11 protein-coding genes are annotated in these 15084 nt (G+C 70.0%); 3 read left to right on the top strand and 8 right to left on the bottom strand.

What is annotated here, in order from left to right:
• Window positions 1–54: 54 nt before the first annotated feature.
• The gene (locus AB0N03_RS21085) at window positions 55–1182 is read right to left on the bottom strand and encodes an epoxide hydrolase family protein (protein ID WP_364374089.1); all 1128 of its coding nucleotides are present in this window, start codon (window positions 1180–1182) and stop codon (window positions 55–57) included.
• 258 nt (window positions 1183–1440) lie between these two features.
• On the opposite strand from AB0N03_RS21085, the gene AB0N03_RS21080 reads away from it, so the two are divergent.
• Window positions 1441–1608, top strand: coding sequence for a hypothetical protein (locus AB0N03_RS21080; protein ID WP_364374086.1), 168 nt, complete (start codon window positions 1441–1443; stop codon window positions 1606–1608).
• Between the two features lie 790 nt (window positions 1609–2398).
• On the opposite strand, the gene AB0N03_RS21075 is transcribed toward AB0N03_RS21080, so the two are convergent.
• The 3 genes from AB0N03_RS21075 to AB0N03_RS21065 all read right to left on the bottom strand — a co-directional run bounded on the left by AB0N03_RS21075 (window position 2399) and on the right by AB0N03_RS21065 (window position 7091).
• Window positions 2399–5077: an NACHT domain-containing protein gene (locus AB0N03_RS21075; RefSeq protein ID WP_364374084.1), complete on the bottom strand. Its 2679-nt coding sequence runs from the start codon at window positions 5075–5077 to the stop codon at window positions 2399–2401.
• A gap of 116 nt (window positions 5078–5193) precedes the next feature.
• Window positions 5194–5490 (bottom strand): KUP/HAK/KT family potassium transporter, encoded by a 297-nt coding sequence (locus AB0N03_RS21070; RefSeq protein ID WP_364374081.1) that lies wholly within the window; start codon window positions 5488–5490, stop codon window positions 5194–5196.
• A gap of 62 nt (window positions 5491–5552) precedes the next feature.
• A complete protein-coding gene (locus AB0N03_RS21065; RefSeq protein WP_364374079.1) occupies window positions 5553–7091 on the bottom strand; it encodes a Na+/H+ antiporter in 1539 nt (512 codons plus the stop codon).
• A 223-nt stretch (window positions 7092–7314) separates the two neighbouring features.
• On the opposite strand from AB0N03_RS21065, the gene AB0N03_RS21060 reads away from it, so the two are divergent.
• Window positions 7315–10437, top strand: a complete 3123-nt coding sequence (locus tag AB0N03_RS21060; RefSeq protein ID WP_364374076.1) for a BTAD domain-containing putative transcriptional regulator — start codon at window positions 7315–7317, stop codon at window positions 10435–10437.
• On the opposite strand, the gene AB0N03_RS21055 is transcribed toward AB0N03_RS21060, so the two are convergent.
• The 3 genes from AB0N03_RS21055 to AB0N03_RS21045 form a co-directional block, all read right to left on the bottom strand.
• A complete protein-coding gene (locus AB0N03_RS21055; RefSeq protein ID WP_364374073.1) occupies window positions 10415–11191 on the bottom strand; it encodes an ABC transporter permease in 777 nt (258 codons plus the stop codon). The two genes, AB0N03_RS21060 and AB0N03_RS21055, sit on opposite strands and share 23 nt — an antisense overlap.
• On the bottom strand, window positions 11188–12123 hold the full coding sequence (locus AB0N03_RS21050; RefSeq protein ID WP_364374070.1) for an ATP-binding cassette domain-containing protein: 936 nt from the start codon (window positions 12121–12123) through the stop codon (window positions 11188–11190). Before AB0N03_RS21050 ends, AB0N03_RS21055 begins: the two co-directional genes overlap by 4 nt.
• A 250-nt stretch (window positions 12124–12373) precedes the next feature.
• A complete protein-coding gene (locus AB0N03_RS21045) occupies window positions 12374–12793 on the bottom strand; it encodes an STAS domain-containing protein (RefSeq protein WP_364374211.1) in 420 nt (139 codons plus the stop codon).
• Between the two features lie 279 nt (window positions 12794–13072).
• On the opposite strand from AB0N03_RS21045, the gene AB0N03_RS21040 reads away from it, so the two are divergent.
• Window positions 13073–13483: an STAS domain-containing protein gene (locus tag AB0N03_RS21040; protein ID WP_364374067.1), complete on the top strand. Its 411-nt coding sequence runs from the start codon at window positions 13073–13075 to the stop codon at window positions 13481–13483.
• A 140-nt stretch (window positions 13484–13623) separates the two neighbouring features.
• On the opposite strand, the gene AB0N03_RS21035 is transcribed toward AB0N03_RS21040, so the two are convergent.
• The gene (locus AB0N03_RS21035; RefSeq protein ID WP_364374064.1) at window positions 13624–15084 is read right to left on the bottom strand and encodes a PP2C family protein-serine/threonine phosphatase; all 1461 of its coding nucleotides are present in this window, start codon (window positions 15082–15084) and stop codon (window positions 13624–13626) included.

The raw sequence follows: 15084 nt of genomic DNA, 5'->3' as shown, positions 1-15084 counted from the left end.
ACCGGTGTCGTGTGGCCGGCGATGAGGCCGGCCACCGACTTCGCCATGATCAGGTCAGCGGCAGGAGCGAAAGAACGCGCGGACGTCCTCGACGAACAGCCGCGGTTGCTCCATCGCGGCGAAGTGGCCACCGCGATCGAATTCCGTCCAATGGGTGATCGTGGGGATGGCACGCTCGGCCAGCGAGCGCACCGGCAGGACGAAGTCACGCGGGAAGACAGCTACCCCGACCGGCACCTGCCATGGCGGTTCCGCGTCCTGCGAGCGCCGGAACTGCGCGGCCACCTCGAAGTAGAGGTGCGCGGACGACGCACCGCTCGCGGTCAGCCAGTAGAGCGCGACGTTGGTGAGGAGCTGGTCGCGGTCGACAGCTTCTTCGGGGAACTCCGCCGAGTCCGTCCACGCCTGGAACTTCTCGACGATCCAGGCGAGCAGCCCGACAGGCGAATCGGTCAGTCCGTAGGAGATGGTCTGCGGCCTGGTCGCCTGGACCCTGATGTACGCGGGTGGATCGGTGTCGAAGCGCACCGCATCCCGCAACCGGTCCCGGTCGGATTCGCCGAGCTCGCCCATCTCCGGGTGCGGCCGGGTGATCAGGAAGTTCACGTGTGCGCCCAGCACGTGGGCGGGCTCGGCCCGGCACAGATCGAGCGAGATCAGCGCGCCGAAATCGCCGCCCTGGACCGCGTAGCGGTCGTAGCCGAGCCGTCGCATGAGCTCGGACCACGCCCTGGCGGTCCGGGCGAGGTTCCAGCCCGGTTCGGCGGGCCGGCCGGAGAACCCGAACCCCGGAATCGACGGGATGACCACGTGAAAGGCATCCCGGTGGTCCGCCGGACTGGTCAGCGAATCGATGATTTCGACGAATTCCACGAAGGAACCCGGCCAGCCGTGGGTCAGGATGATCGGAACCGCGTTCGCGTGTTTCGAGCGCACATGAAGGAAGTGTATTGCGGTTCCGTCGATCTCGGCGGTGAACTGCGGAAAAGAGTTCAGCCGCCGCTCCGCGCTGCGCCAATCGAAGCTCGTCCGCCAATACTCGGCGAGATCCTTGAGGTAAGCCGGAGGGACGCCTCGAGTCCAGCCGCAGCCCGGAATCTCGGCAGGCCACCTGGCGGCAGCGAGCCTGCGGTGCAGATCGTCCAGGTCTTCCTGGGGAATGTCGACGCGGAATCGCTCCATGGAAACTCAGCGTACCGAGGATTCCGTCGAGCAGGTTTCCGTCGGCCGAGTGCGCAATCTCGGAGTTGTACTGGTGGAGCAACCTCGAAGAAGAGAATTTCGGGCGGATTGCTTAAAGTGAATGAGTGGCCTGCCATTGTCGAAAAACGCCGGAGGTATCCGATGGATGAGCATCAGTGCCCGATCGTGCTCGATAGAGCCGGCACGGACGTCCATGCGGAGAGCGCCCGAATTCGCGCGAGAGGTCCGGTCACCAGGGTGGAACTGCCCGGCGGTGTCCTCGCCTGGTCCGTCACCAGCCTCGAACTGGCGAAGCGGGTGCTCGGCGACGAGGAGCGGTTCGCCAAGGACGCCCACCAGCACTGGCCCGCCTTGATCAACGGCGAGATCCCGCAGGCGTGGCCGCTGATCGGCTGGTTGCTTTGACCGACTGGGTCGACCTCGGTTTCGGTACCAGCGGGTTCGCGCCGATCATGCGAGCGAACCCGCTGGTCCCGCCGGCGGACCTGCCTACTTCGGCCAGGGCAGAGTCTCGGGTGCCCCGTCACGGTGCGCGTGCTGGGCACCGAACAGTACGAGGGTCCCGTCCAGCAGACCTGGAGCTTGATCCGGTTGATGCCGCCCACCAGGTTCGGGTCACCGATGACGAAGTTGAAAGACTTGTCCTCGAAGTCGGATGCGGTCCTCGTCGTGCCGGCGATCTTCGTGGTACCGGCGTAGGCCTCCACGGAAAGAAGACCTGACCTTCACAGGGGATCCAGTCCGTGCAATCGGTGTAGAAGTCGTTGGGTTCAGGATCGGTGGCCACGGTTCCCGCCGAGGCCGGCGACGCGAGCGTCGCCGTCAGGATGAGCGCGGCGCGCCGACGACCTTCCCGCTTCGCGCAGCGGCGCAGGGCGGCTTCACTGGTGGACCGATGTCCACCGCACTCGAGGAAATTGGCCGCGGCGATCGCCGGGACAGGACAGGGCCGGGAGCAGGAAACACTGCAGCGAGAGGTGGCCCCGGCCTTGCGGACGATATCGGAGCGGCTGTGGGGCCAATCCGGCCATCGCTGGCTTGACGCCGGGCTGAAGAAGATGCCGGCCCACACGCTTTCGGCTCGCGCACCATCCGACACGTCAGGGTTCGCGCTCAGCTCCACCACCCCCTTCGCCGATCGCGGGCTTCCGGCTACCGCACAAAGACGAGTTTGATCAGGTCGGCGAGCCCCGGATCACTCCTCCGCGGCCAGCCGCGCTTTGAAGACGTCGAGCGCCTCCTTCGCGGTGGGACAGCCTGCGATCGAAACCCGATCGAGGGATTTCAGCCATCGCTCAGCGCCGGAAAAGGAGCGCAGCTCGCCGCCCTCGATCCTGAGTTCTTCCACCGATTCGACGAAGGTTAGGCAGGCGAGGTCGGTCAGCTCCATGAAGCGGAGGCTGAGGGTTTCCAGGCGGAACCTGGTACCGATCAGACACAGCTTGTCCTGCGGCCACCCGTAGAGCCTCAGGTCCGGCACATGCTGCAAGCAGCTGTACCCTTCCGCGAGCGAATCGTCGGCGTCGAAGTAGACCAGCTCCAACTGCTTGAGCGACTTCATATACTGCGCCGGAACGAGATCGCGCGTATCAGTCACCCGCAGACTGGTCCGGGACGACTTCGCCAGCACCGCCTCGCCGAACGCGCGTTCGTCGAACCGTGACATGCAGTGGAGGACCTCTTCGACCACGCGATGGCGTGGGTCGGAAGCAAATTTCGCAATCAGCGGCAGCGCTTCTTCGAGCCTCGTCTCGGCCAGTGCCCGCATGGTCGCGGTGATCTCGTCGATGGTCTGCGGCTGGCACGCCGCGAGCAGATCGAGGACGTACTCACCCGCCGTCGCGACCTTCTGTGCCTGGTGCATCGAAGCCGGCGGGAGTAGCCGTGCTGTCTTGACTTGGATCTCGCGCCGCAAGTCACCGCTCAGTTCGGGCGCGGTTTCCAGGGACGCCAACACGAGCAAATTCAGGTCACCTCGTCCGAGCAAGCGAGTCAGCAACTCCTCACGTTGCTTCTGGGACGCGTGCCCGACCGCCATCACCACAACCTCATGCCACTGATCGAGGTGTGCGTTCTGCACGACCGTGCCGACGTCGTCGGTGTTCATCGCGTCCTGCGCCGCCAGAAACTCCTGGAACGTCCGATGAATGAAGTCGACCCGGCCCTGCACCGGCTCGCGAAGCAGGCCTGACCGTTCCAGCAGGTGCCGGTAGACATCCTCGTTACCGGCCTTGACCTGCGGCATCCGGTGAACCCGCTGAGAGATGCGATAGAGCACGCGGGGCGCCTCGGCATCGGTGTAGCCGTTGCGGATGAGCCAATAGGCGAGGTCGGCCAGCAGCAACGTCTTCTCCGTGCGGCCGAGCCCGTCGATGGGCGTGATCCGGCGCTCCACATCGCGGCGTTCCAGAAGCATCTGCAGCGCGACGTCGTACAACTCCATGCGATTGCTGGGCAAGGTCGCCCGGCGATCCTGGTGCAGAGCGCACAGCAACGCGCACAGCAGCGGGTACCCCGCCAGCTTGCGCAGGTGGCTGCGGCTTTCCAGTTGCTCGAGAAGCCGCACCTCGTAGTCGTCAAGAGCTTGGCGCGACTCGTCGTCGGCGCGCGTCGACCGCATGGCGCTGTGCCAGCGTCCGACGAAGCGGCGAACATCATCGCGGCTCATCGGCTGCAGATCCAGGACCGCGAACCCGGCGTCGGTCAACCACCGTGGATCGGCACCGGCCGGACGGGAAGTGACGATCATCCTGACCCGCGGGAACGCGGCAGCGAGGTCACACAACCATGTGCGCGCCTCGTCTCGGCGGTCGGCGACAAGCTCGTCCACGCCGTCGACCAGCAGTACGGCGCTGCCATCCCGTAGCTTCTCCAGGACGTACCCCGGTGGCATCGAGTCAGCGATGTACTTGCCGCCCTCGTCAAGGAACTGCGCTGGTCCCGGCAGGTCACGGCCAGCGTAACGACGCAGTGGGACGAAAAAGGGAACTGTCCCGTTCCAACCCGCCAGCTGGTCCGGGAAGTCGCCCAGAGCACTGCGAACGGCGACCCACTGCAACAGGGTCGTCTTGCCCAGCCCCGCCTCGCCCCGGATGAAGACCCGCTGCGCACCGGCCAGCAGACCCTCGACCCGTCGCACCGGGCCGGGTTCGCCACTGGACGCGGTAAGCCCGATGTAGGCCACGGATAGCGGGTACCGGCGGCTCGCGTCGCCCAGCGTCACGCCGAACATCTCGACCTGGTCGAACTTCCGGGCTACGAGCTGGCGGTAGTCGTAGTCGAAGCCGGCGTCGCGTTCGCGCTGCGGCAGGCGGGCCAATACCTCGCGGATGCCGTCGAGCATTTCGCGGTCGCGCCGCAGTACCTCGGTCAAGGCGTTCGCCGAGAACGCGGGCAGCCCGCGCGAAATCTCGATGACGTAGCCACAGCACTCGCGCAGCAACAGGTCATACAGCGCCGTCCCGTCCACCGACAGCAACGTAGTCCGCGACGAGACGCGGCGCCGGATCGAGCGATCCAGGTGCCCGGCATCGAGGTCGGCCGCGAACAGATCGGCATCGTCGAGCGATGCCATGTCGAAAGTGTTACGCACGGCCTCGACCGAGGCGAGCTTCTCGTTCTCGGCGAGCGTTCGGAACTCGACTTCGAGGATGGGCTCGATGCGGTCGACGACAGCCTCGGCGAAGTTGTCCAGCAGCCGCGCGAACCTGCGCCGGTCCCGCTCCTTCCCCAGTTGCCCGGACAGCTGGTCGACCACGGCGCCCCCGACCTCCGAGGCGATCTTGTGCTCACCGAGCCAAAGCTTGGTGGCCGTCCGCACGGCGACGGTGCCGAGCGCGATCAGCGCGGTTTCGACCGACATCGGCTCATCCAAGCCCACCCTCCCGAAACCCGGCACCAGAACCGGCCCGGTTAACCTGAAAGCACCAAGACGACCGGCCTCGGGTAACGCACGTCGTCGCGCCTTGCAGCGCCAGGCCCGGACCATGGTCACTCGGTCGAACGCAACTCCTTCACAAGAGATACCAGGATGACTGATCGGCACCTTGAGGATCTCCGGGTGCCCGGCGATCCCGGCGCGATCACCACGAACCAGGCGATCATGACGGGCCCGAACACCCGTCCGACTGTTGCTGTTCCGCGCCGCTGCACCAGGAACAGCCCGACGATGATCACGGCGGTGCTCGGCGCGATCCAGGCGTCGAGGTCGTCCGAGACGACCTTGAGGCCCTCGACCGCGGACAACACGGAGATCGCCGGGGTGATCATGCTGTCGCCGAAGAACAAGGCAGCGCCGAAGATCCCCGACCCGGCGAGCACGACGGCCGCGCGTTTGCCGCGCTGGGCGCTCAGTCCTCGAGCCCGGCGTGTTCCAGGTCGAGGAGCCGCTGGATGCGCCGGCGCGTGCCGTCGGTGATCTCGCCCGCCTCGAACAACCGGGCCAGCTCGGCCGCCTCGATGTCGATCAGCTCCTGTCGCAGGGCCCGGTAGTCGATCCCGCGGACCAGGTCCGTGCCGCGCTCCTCGGTGTCGGCCCGGACGCGGTCGAGGCGGGCCTGCCAGCCCGCCCGCAGCTGGTCGACGACGAACGCCGGCGCGGACTCGGTCTCGACGAGGTGGTCCAAATGGGACAGCCCGGCTTCGGCGAGCTTGCGTCGTGCGTCGGCGTACTCGGTCTTGAGGTCGGCCGGGTCGAGCGCGATGCCCGCCCGCCGCACCAGCGGGGCGAGCGTGAAGCCCTGGACCACGAGAGTCAGCACGATCACCGCCGTTGTCAGCAGCAGCACCAAGTCGCGCCCGGGCAGCGCCGAACCGTCCAGGGTGACCACGGGCAGCGGCACCACCCCGCGCGCACCGGCCCAGGACACCACCGCGGGCACCTGCCAGGAGATCCGGCCGTCTTGCCGGCGCTGGCGCAGCGCGGACAGCACGAACACCAGCGCCAGCCGCGCCAGCACCAGTGTCGCCGCGATCGCCAGGGCTTGCAGCAGCCACCACGGACCGCCGCCGGCGACCCGGCGCACCAGTTCGGGCAGCTGCAACCCGATCAGGCCGAACACGACGCTCTCCAGCAGGAACACCACGGTCTGGGAGACCGCGCCGACCTGCAGCCGGATCCGCGCCGTCGTCAACCGCTCGGCCTGGGTCCCCAGGATCACGCTCGCCACGACGACCGCGGTCACGCCCGAGCCGCCGATCGACTCCGCCACCACGTATCCCGCGTACGGCGTCACGAGGGAGATCACGGTCTCCAGCACCGGATCCTCGGTACGCCGGCGGATGAGGAACGCCCCGATCGCCGTCAGCACCCCGACCGCGACACCGCCCCCGGCGAGCACCGCGAACTCGGCCACCGTCCGGCCCCACGACGCGGCTCCGCCGGCGACCGCGAGGAACAGCGCCACCCGGAACAGCAACAGGCTGGTCGCGTCGTTGAACAGGCTCTCGGCCTGAATCAGCGCCTGCACCCGCGACGGCAACGCCAACCGCCGCGCCAGGGCCGTCACCGCGACCGGGTCGGTGCTCGCCAGCACCGCGCCGAGCACGAACGCCATGCCCACCGGCAGCGGCGTCACCGCCACCGCGATCCCGACCACCGCGGCCGCCGACAGCAGCACCAGCCCGACCGACAGCACCGCGACCGGGCGGACGACCGCGCGCAGGTCCCGCCACGGCAGCTCCTCCCCCGCGGCGAACAACAACGGGGGAAGGACGACCAGGCTGATCACGTCCGGGGTCACCTGGACCGCCGGGACACCGGGCAGCAGCCCGACGACCACGCCGACGACGACCAGCAGCGACGGCGCGGGAATGCGCAGCCGCCGCGCGAACGTGGCCACGACGGTCGCCACGACCACCAGGAACAAGACGGTTTCCACTCCGCGCACAGCTGGTCCTCCCGATCCGGATTCCGGATGCCGACCAGACTTCCCGGCGCGCCGCGCTCAGCCTACGCGAACCACCCGATCGGCGACGTCGGCAACCAGTTCGGCGTCGGCGTGGCCCGGTCGTGCGTAGTCCGCCCCGGCCGGACGCGCCCGGGCGCCGCGGCGGCGTTCCGACGCCGTCGTGTGCCGGATGCGGTTCCGGGTCCCGGGCTAGCCTGGGCCGGTGACGATCGAGCTGGTCCTGCTGCCGCGGGTCGCCCACCGGGGCCGGGAGATCACCAGCCCCCGCCTCGGTGGGCTGCTGGCCCTGCTCGCCGACGACCTGCGCACCGGCTGCGGCACCGCTCGCTTGATCGAAGGAATCTGGTCCGACCGGCAACCGGAGCACCCGGCCAAGGCGTTGCAGATCCTGGTTTCCCGCGCTCGGGCCCAGCTTGGTCCCGGAGTCATCGAAGCGACCCCGGCCGGTTACCGGCTCGCGCTGGCCGAGGACCAGGTGGACGCCTCCGCCCTGCTGCTCAGCGCCACCGCGTGCGCCCGGCTCTCCCGCGCCGGCGACCACGAAGCCGCACTCGCCCATGCCGAAGGGGGCCTCGCGCTGGGGAACGCGCTTGTGGAGACCGGAGGCGACGACCCGCTGGCCGCGCTGCGGGCGGCGCGCGCGTCGACCTGCCGGTGGCTGGTGCGCGCTCAGGCTCTCTGCCACTCGCGGCTGGGCCGGGCGGCCGAGGCGCTCGACACCCTGCTCGAACTGGCCGCCGATCGACCGCACGACGAGGAACTGCTGATCGAGCTGCTCCGCAGCGAAGCGGAGACCACCGGACCCTCCGCCGCACTCGCCCGCTACGAGGCCTACCGGCGAGCCTTGCGCGACGACCTCGGCACGGACCCCGGTCCGGCGCTGCAGGAGGCATACCAGCGGCTGCTGCAAGGCGAAACACCGCCGGCGCGACACGGCGTCGCGCAGGAACCGAACCCGCTGCTCGGCCGGGACGCGGACCTCGCCGCGGTGACCGGGCTGGTGCGCACGTCCCGGGTGACGTCGATCGTCGGCGCCGGCGGGCTCGGGAAGACCCGGCTCGCCCACACCGTCAGCCGCCGGGCGGAGCAGCGGATCGTCCACTTCGTCTCACTCGCCGGGGTTTCCGGCGATGACGACGTCCTCGCCGAGGTCGCCTCGGCGGTCGGCTCCGGCGAGACGCTCCGCGAAAGCGCCGGCCGCGACAGCGTCCTGCACGGGATCGCCAAGGCCTTCGAACCCGGCCCCGGGCTGCTCGTGCTGGACAACTGCGAGCACGTCGTCGACGGCGTCGCGGAACTGGTCCGCGCGCTTGTGGCGACGACCGCCGAGCTGCGGGTGCTGACCACCAGCCGCGCGCCGCTGGGACTGTCGTCGGAGTCGGTGTACCCGCTGCCCGAGCTGAGCCCGGAGACCGCCGCCGAGCTGTTCCGCGCCCGCGCGCGGGCGGCCCGGCCGGACGTCGAACTGCCCGAGGGCGTCATCCTCGACCTGTGCGCCCACCTCGACGGCCTGCCGCTGGCCGTCGAGCTCGCGGCGGCCCGGGTCCGCGTCATGTCCGTCACCGAGATCGCCCACCACCTCGACGACCGGTTCGCGCTGCTGCGCGGTGGGCCCCGGGACACGCCGGCGCGGCACCACACCCTGCACGCGGTCATCGACTGGAGCTGGGCCCTGCTCGAACCCCGGGGCCAGACCGCGCTGCGCGCCTTGTCGGTTTTCCCCGGCGGCTTCACCGCGGACGCGGCCCGACGGCTGCTCGGCGACGACGTCCTGGACGTGCTCGAGCACCTTGCCGGCCACTCGCTGCTCAAGGTGCAGGACACGAACACCGGAACGCGCTTCCGGATGCTCGAAACCGTGCGGGAGTTCAGCACCCGGCGCCGCGAAGAAGCCGGGGAGACCGAATCGGTCACCGACCGGTTCCTGGCCTGGGCCCGCGACTTCGGCGTCCAGCACAGCGACGCGCTCTTCGGGGACGGGCTCACCACGGCCATGGCGCGAGTGCGCGCCGAACAGGACAACCTCGTCCTGGCTCTGCGGCTCGGCCTGGATCGTCCGGACGGTGCGACGGTGGCTGCGACGTGCGCGGCGCTGGCCGGGCTGTGGACCTGCGAATCGAGCTTCACCCGCATGGCATCGCTGGCCGCTGACACCGCCTGGACGCTTTCGCACTTCCACCCGGAACCGCCGTTGGTCGAAGCGACCCGCACCGCGTCGGTGCTGTGTGCGGTGAACAGTTTCCTGTTGCAGGGCCCGAGTCCGCTGCGCGCGCTGGCGACGTTGCGGCGCCTGCCCCCGGCGCCGCCGGGCACCTTGGCCGGCGCCGCCGAGGTCGTCCTGCGCGCGGTGACCGGGGCCGATCCCGTCCGCCTGTTCGAGTTGTGCGGTAGCGGCGACGCGGTGCTCGCCGGGATGGCCAACGGCGTCGCCGGCTACCTGCTCGAGAGCGAAGACCTGCCGGGCGCGCTCGTCGCCGCGCGGCGCATGGTGGCGGCGTTCGAGGACCTCCGGTCGCCGTGGATGCTGGCCGTCGCGCACGCCCGGGTCGGGGAACTGTGCCTGCAGCTGGAACAGGGTGAAGAGGCCCGGCGGGCGCTGACCGCCGCGCTGTCGGTGCTGGACGAGCTCGGGACGTGGTCCGGCGCGGCCCGCGTCCGCGGCGCGCTGGTGTTCGCCAACCTGCTGCTCGGCGCCACCGACGAGGCGGAACACTGGCTGGACCAGGCGATGCTCAGCGGGGACGGCGACCAGGACGGGACGTCGATGGTCGACGTCGGCGTCCGCGCGGAGATCCGGCTCGCCCGCGGCGACGTCGAGGCCGGGCTGCGCCTGTGGCGCCACGCCGCCGAACGGCTGCGGGAGCGCCGAGCCGGCGACGCGGCGCCCGGCTCGGCAGCCTGGGCGTGGGAGATCCAGGCCGTCACGGTGATCGCCCACGCCCGCCACGGGCGGCTCGACCTGATCGACGACCTCGTCGCGAGCCTGCCCGCCACAGTGGCCGCCGAATCGGCTCAGCAGGCCGGTCTTTCCGTCTACGGCGCGCTTCTGCTGGCGCTGGCGACCGCAGACCTCGTCATCGGTGATCCCGAGAGGACGGTGTTCGCGGTGCGGATGAGCGCGCTCGCGGAACGGCTCCGGTTCGCCCGCGGGTTCCAGCCGACGATGTCCGGCGCCCGCGCCCGGACGGACGCCGAGCAGGCCGACGGCCCGGCCTACGCCGCAGCCGTTGCGGCCTACGCCGGACTCGACCGCGTGGGATTGCTCGAGGTCGCCCGGACGCTCCTGCGAGCGCGCGAACGGCTCAGCGCACGGGATCCCGCCTGAACAGGGCCCGCGACCAGAGGTAGCCGGCGACCGCGAACCCGCCACACCAGGCGACGGCGACCCAGGCGCTGCCGCCGACCGGGGTGCCCAGCATCAGCCCGCGCACGGTGTCGATCACCGGCGTGAACGGTTCGTTGCGGGCGAACCACCGCACCGCTCCCGACATCGAATCCGGCCGGACGAACGCGCTGCTCACGAACGGCAGCACCTGCACGACCAGGATGAACAGGTTCGCGCCCTCGGCGTTCTTCGCCAGCAACCCGACCGCGACGGCCGGCCAGGTCAGCGCGAGCGCCAGCAGGACGACCATCCCCAGCGCCGCGAACCAGCCGCCCGGCCCCGCGGCGGGCCGGAACCCGAACAGGAAGGCCACCGCGACGACCAGGACGGCGCTGACGACCGTGCGGAGCAGCGCGCCCAGGACGTGCCCGGTCAGTACCGAAACCCGGGCGATCGCCATCGTCCGGAACCGGGAGATGACCCCCTCGGTCATGTCCCGGTTGACCGCGAGCGCCGTCATCGACGCGCCGTAGCCCACGGTCATCAGCAGAATCCCGGACACCACGTAATCGATGTAGGCCCCACCTCCGACCCCCACCTGCATCGCGCCGCCGAACACGCTGACGAACAGCAGCAGGAGCAGCACCGGCATGCCCAGGGACATGATCATCATGCCGGGATAGCGGCGCAGGTGCGTGAGGTTGCGGCGCAGCATGGTCGCCGAGTCGCGCGCGGCGAAGGACAAGGTGCTCATCGGACGGATTCCTTGGTGGTCGTGAGGGCGAAGAAGACGTCGTCGAGGTCCGGCGTATGCACCGACAGGCTGCCGACCTCGACCGCCGCACCGTCCAGCCGGTCGAGCAGGGCGCGCAGCGACCGGATCCCGCCGTCGCCGGGCACCTGCAGGGTCAGCGCGGAGTCGTCCCTGGTGCCGTCGCCGAGGGCGCGTGCCGCGGCGTCGAGGTCTTCGGCGGCGGCGAACTGCAGCCGGACGTGCCCGCCGGGGACGCGGCGCTTGAGCTCGTCGGGCGTGCCTTCGGCGACCACGCGGCCGTGGTCGAGCACGGCGACCCGGCCGGCCAGCTCGTCGGCCTCGTCCAGGTACTGCGTGGTCAGGAAGACGGTGACACCACCGGCGACGAGGTCGCGGATGATCCGCCACATCGTGTGCCGGCTGCGCGGGTCGAGACCGGTGGTCGGCTCGTCGAGGAACAGGATCCGCGGCGTGCCGACGAGCGTCATCGCCAGGTCGAGCCGCCGTCGCATCCCGCCGGAGTAGGCGGAGACGAGCTTCCCGGCGGATTCGCCGAGGTCGAACCGCTCCAGCAGCTCAGCCGACTTCCGCCGGCCCTCGGCGCGTCCGATGTGGTGCAGGTCGGCCATCAGCAGCAGGTTCTCCCGGCCGGTCAGCAGGTTGTCGACCGCGGAGAACTGGCCGGTGACGCCGATCGCCGCGCGGACCCCGTCCGGGTCGGTGGCCAGGTCGTGCCCGGCGACCGACGCCTGCCCGCCGTCGGCGTGGATGAGCGTGGACAGGATCCGCACGGCGGTGGTCTTGCCCGCGCCGTTGGGCCCGAGCAGGGCGAAGATCGTGCCTTCGGCGACGGCCAGGTCGATGCCGCCGAGCACGGCTTGCCCGCCGAAGGACTTGCGCAGCCCGGTGGCCGCTATCGCGGGGGTGGTCACGGTGCTCCTCTCGCCTGTCGTGGTCTCGATGACCACGACCTGCGACGAGGGTGCGCGACCCTGGTTTCACCCCGGTTTCAGGACGACTTCCGCCTGTTCGGCCGTCGTGGTGCCCCAGACTCGGGCGAACAAGGGGGTTGCCATGCCCGAGACAGTCACGAAACCGGGACCGCGCGCTGTTGTCGCCGCCGCGCTGACGTGCCGCGCGCGAGCCGCTTGGGACGCGAGCGGTTGAGACCGCGAAGCGGATTCAGGAATTCTCGGTCCAGGCCCCTTCGGCCACGTCGAGGAAGCTTCCCTTGTCCACGACCGCGAGCGCCGAAGGCACGTCCGGGTAGACATCGAACACCGGTCGCACCCCGGCCACGCTCAAGTAGCGCTCGACGACCGGGTTCCCGCCGGTCACGATCCGCAGGCCGACCCCACGAGCGGACGCGTGGTCCTGGGTCGCCAGCAGCGTCCGGATCCCGGCCGCGCCGAGGAAAGCCAGTCCGGTCAGGTCCAGGACGAGCACCTCGGGCGCCGGCTGGGTCAACACCGCCACGACCGCGTCGACCGGTCGTTGCACGGTCGCCAGGTCGAGTTCGCCGCTCAACGCCAGAACAGGCGGATTCCGGTTGGCACGGATGACCCGGAGGCCACCCGGGGGCGAGTATTCGCCTGAAAACATCGACACCGGCACCAGTCTCCCCCCGTGCGACCCACGTGCGCGGACACGGCTCCGGGCTGAACCGCCAGGTCAACCACCTTAAAACTGATCGGCGACGGGACGCAATCGGTGACCCACTATCGGGGCTTTTCCCGATCGTGGGGATCGACGACCGCGCGGTGTACGGGTCATCGCGACGTACAGATGTTGCCGTTCACCAGGCCGAACGCCGGTCGGCCGGCGTTTGCCGCTCACGCGTGCTGGGTATTTAGCCGCGACGGTGGCGCGGAGGGGGTACACGTGGGTTCCTCCCGATCGGAACGTCTCGAAGTGATCCGGACGCTCGGCAAGCCCGGTGTCGTCGTCATCGCGCTGTACGGCGAACTCGACATGGTCACCACTCCGAAACTGACGCGCGCCACCATCCAGGTGCTGGCGGCCGAACCCCGGCCGGAGGTGCTGGTCCTGGACCTGTCGGGGCTGTCGTTCCTCTCCGTCGCCGGGGTTCGGGCGATTCACACCGCACACGATGCTGTCGGCGACACTCGCCTGCGCGTCGTCATCGGTCAACGGCGGGCCGTGTGCGAGTTCCTCCACACCATCGGCTCGGACGCGGTGCTGGACTGCTACCGCACCCGGATCGACGCGATCGCCGCGGGCACCCGCGCCGAGTTCGTAAGCCACGCGCGAGCCGCTTGGAACGAGGACTGAAGTCCCGCCCAGGTCGCCCAGGCTCGGGGTTGCCGCAGATCGTGGGGCAGCGGGAAGGTCGTCTGGGCGTGCTCCGGAACACCCGGGACATCACCACGGGCGCTGACGGCCGGGGGCGGTCACCGGCAACCGTCCTCTCGTCAAGGCAAGATCTGCGAAGAATCCGTCCACCGAGCGAGCAGGACGGTGGCATCATCCTGGAACCGGCCGTTCTGGTGCGCCGACACCGCCTTGACGAGCCTGCGGACCGTCTCCGGAGGCGGGTAGCCGGCCGCGGCCTCCCGTTCCAAGAAGTCAGCGAGCCTGTCGTCACCGAAGAACTCACCCCCGGAGTCCCGGGCTTCGGTGACCCCGTCGGTGTGGAGCACCAGCCAGTCTTCGGGCTGCAACCGCTCTTCGCCCAGGCGGAACTCACGGCTCTGCCCCAATCCGAGCGGCAGCCGCCGCCCACCCGGCAGTGGCTTGACCACGCGGCCGGCCCGCATGATCCACGGTGGCGGATGGCCCGCGTTGACGTACCTCAGCCAGCCGCTCCGCAGGTCGACCTCGGCCAGCACCGCGGTGGCGTAGGCGGCATCGCCGAAGGTCCCTTCGACCACCTCGTCGATGAGCCGGGCCTGCTCGTAAAGGCCGGCGCCGGCGTGCCGGGCCGCCCGGTACGCGGCGACCACGGTGGCCGCGATGAGGCCGCTGCGCAGGTCGTGGCCGACCGCGTCGAGGATCAGCAGCCGGGCGGTGTCCTCCGACAACGCGTAGTCGAAGGCGTCGCCGGCCACCGCGTGGCGCGGCTCTACAGCGCCGCTGACGACGAATCCGTCGACGCCCGCGGTCAGCGGCGGCAGGATCGACCAGACCAGCTCGCCGGAGACCGTCCGGGCGCGCTGGTGGCGAACGACATCGACGCTGTCGCCGTACCTCGCCATCAGCACCACGAGGTGGCCGATCAGCATGGCCAGCCAGCGGCACTGGGTCCGCAGCCCGGGGTCGTACAGGTCGTCGTGGGTGGCGACGTCGGCAGCCAGCACGCCCACCCGCTCCGCGCCGTCCAGCAGCGGCACCCACAACCGCGGTGGATCGCTCTCGGCGGGCAGGATCTCCAGCCGGCGGAACGCCCGGCCGGCCAAGGTCGTCTCCAGGTCCAGGCTGGTCGCTTCGAATGAAGTGGCCGCGGGCGGTACCAGCCGCAGGTGACGCTGCTCGTAATCGACGACGTAGACGGTAAGCCGGATGCCCAGCTCCTTCCCGGCAGCCGCCACCAAAGCGGGCAACCGTTCGGGAGGCGCGAGTTCCGCACCCTCCAGCAGGGAGGTCAACGCCGCGAGTGGCGCACCTAGCGGCACCGAATCCCGCAAGGTCCGGGTGTAGGAGGCGCGCCGGTGCCACGCCAGCTCGTCCAGCCGTTCGTTCACCGCGTGTGCCACGACGTCCCGGTCGAACCCCGGAAGATCGAGCAGTCCGTGCAGGTAGCCCTCGACCTCCAGCAATCCGTAGCTGCCGCCCAGCGCGAAGTACCGCAACCACAGCTCTTCGGGTGTCAGTTCGGCACGCGCGAAGGCGGACGCGAAAGCCGCTTGCTGCTGCCGGGCACCGTTGTCGTCCAT

Source organism: Amycolatopsis sp. NPDC051061, from assembly GCF_040682935.1.
In the GTDB taxonomy this organism is placed as follows: Bacteria; Actinomycetota; Actinomycetes; order Mycobacteriales; family Pseudonocardiaceae; genus Amycolatopsis.
This window is presented reverse-complemented; position numbering and strand designations above follow the sequence as displayed.

Excerpts from the sequence above, each read along its gene's own strand:
- AB0N03_RS21055 (WP_364374073.1), bottom strand. The coding sequence starts at position 11,191 with ATGAGCACCTTGTCCTTCGCCGCGCGCGACTCGGCGACCATGCTGCGC.
- AB0N03_RS21085 (WP_364374089.1), bottom strand. The coding sequence starts at position 1,182 with ATGGAGCGATTCCGCGTCGACATTCCCCAGGAAGACCTGGACGATCTG.
- AB0N03_RS21035 (WP_364374064.1), bottom strand. The coding sequence starts at position 15,084 with ATGGACGACAACGGTGCCCGGCAGCAGCAAGCGGCTTTCGCGTCCGCC.
- AB0N03_RS21045 (WP_364374211.1), bottom strand. The coding sequence starts at position 12,793 with ATGTTTTCAGGCGAATACTCGCCCCCGGGTGGCCTCCGGGTCATCCGT.